This window comes from Hydrogenophaga sp., from assembly GCF_041633695.1.
GTDB lineage: Bacteria > Pseudomonadota > Gammaproteobacteria > Burkholderiales > Burkholderiaceae_C > Hydrogenophaga.
Map to the genome: position 1 here is coordinate 1 of NZ_JBFJMY010000741.1, position 1,199 is coordinate 1,199.

The 1,199-nt window shown below is 59.7% G+C and carries 2 protein-coding genes; both read left to right on the forward strand.

Translation table 11 applies throughout. The features are described from left to right. The coding region (locus tag ABYB95_RS23725; RefSeq protein ID WP_372662905.1) for a sugar nucleotidyltransferase at positions 1-630 on the forward strand (630 nt) is incomplete at its 5' end. Then, on the forward strand, positions 627-1,172 hold the full coding sequence (gene rfbC, locus ABYB95_RS23730) for a dTDP-4-dehydrorhamnose 3,5-epimerase (protein ID WP_372662908.1): 546 nt from the start codon (positions 627-629) through the stop codon (positions 1,170-1,172). The genes ABYB95_RS23725 and rfbC, both read left to right, overlap by 4 nt. The last annotated feature ends 27 nt before the right edge of the window (positions 1,173-1,199 follow it).

Sequence of the window (1,199 nt, forward strand, 5' to 3'; positions counted from 1 at the left end):
GACGGCCTGGCCCAGGCCTTTCTGATCGGTGAGCCATTTCTGGCCGGTGCGCCCAGCGCCCTGGTGCTGGGCGACAACCTGTTCTACGGTCACGACTTCAGCCGCCTGCTCTCACAAGCGAATTCCCAAGACGCTGGCGCCACTGTCTTCGCCTACCGTGTACAAGACCCCGAGCGTTACGGTGTGGTCGCCTTCGACGAGGCGGGCAAGGTCCGCAGCATCGAAGAAAAACCTACCCAGCCCAAAAGCAACTACGCCGTTACCGGCTTGTACTTCTACGACAACCAGGTGGTCGACGTCGCCAGGTCGGTCCAGCCAAGTGCACGCGGTGAACTGGAGATCACCGCAGTCAACCAAGTCTATCTGGATCGGGCCCAGCTCAAAGTGCAAATCATCCATCGCGGCTACGCCTGGTTGGACACTGGCACCCACGACAGCTTGCTTGAGGCTAGCCAGTTCATCGCCACGCTGGAGCATCGGCAAGGCCTGAAGATCGCCTGTCCGGAGGAAATCGCCTGGCGCCAAGGCTGGATTGACGGTACACAGCTGGAACGCTTGGCCCAACCTCTGGCCAAGAGCGGCTACGGCCAGTACCTGCAACGCATACTCCACGAAAAACTGTTTTCATGAAGGTCACACCCACCGCTATTCCCCACGTCTTGATCATCGAACCCAAAGTGTTCGGCGACGCCCGTGGCTTCTTCTTCGAGAGCTTCAACCAAAAGGCATTCAACGAAGCCACCGGCCTGGAGGTGAACTTCGTGCAAGACAACCACAGCCGCAGCGCCAAGGGTGTGCTGCGTGGCCTGCACTACCAGGTGCAGCAGCCCCAGGGCAAGCTGGTGCGGGTGGTGCGTGGCGCCGTGTTCGACGTGGCGGTGGACATCCGCAAGAATTCACCGCAGTTTGGGCAATGGGTGGGCGTCGAATTGACCGAAGAAAACCACAAACAACTCTGGGTACCCCCAGGTTTTGCCCACGGCTTCCTGGTGCTCAGCGAATCGGCCGACTTCCTCTACCAAGCCACCGACTACTACGCACCCCAGTTTGAGCGTTGCATCGCGTGGAACGATCCCGACATCGGCGTCGAATGGCCCGACATAGGCATGGCTCCAGTGCTGTCGGCAAAGGACCTATTGGGGCAAGCCCTATCGTCCGGAGCACACAGCTAGGTATGCGCCTTTCACATGTCACTTGGA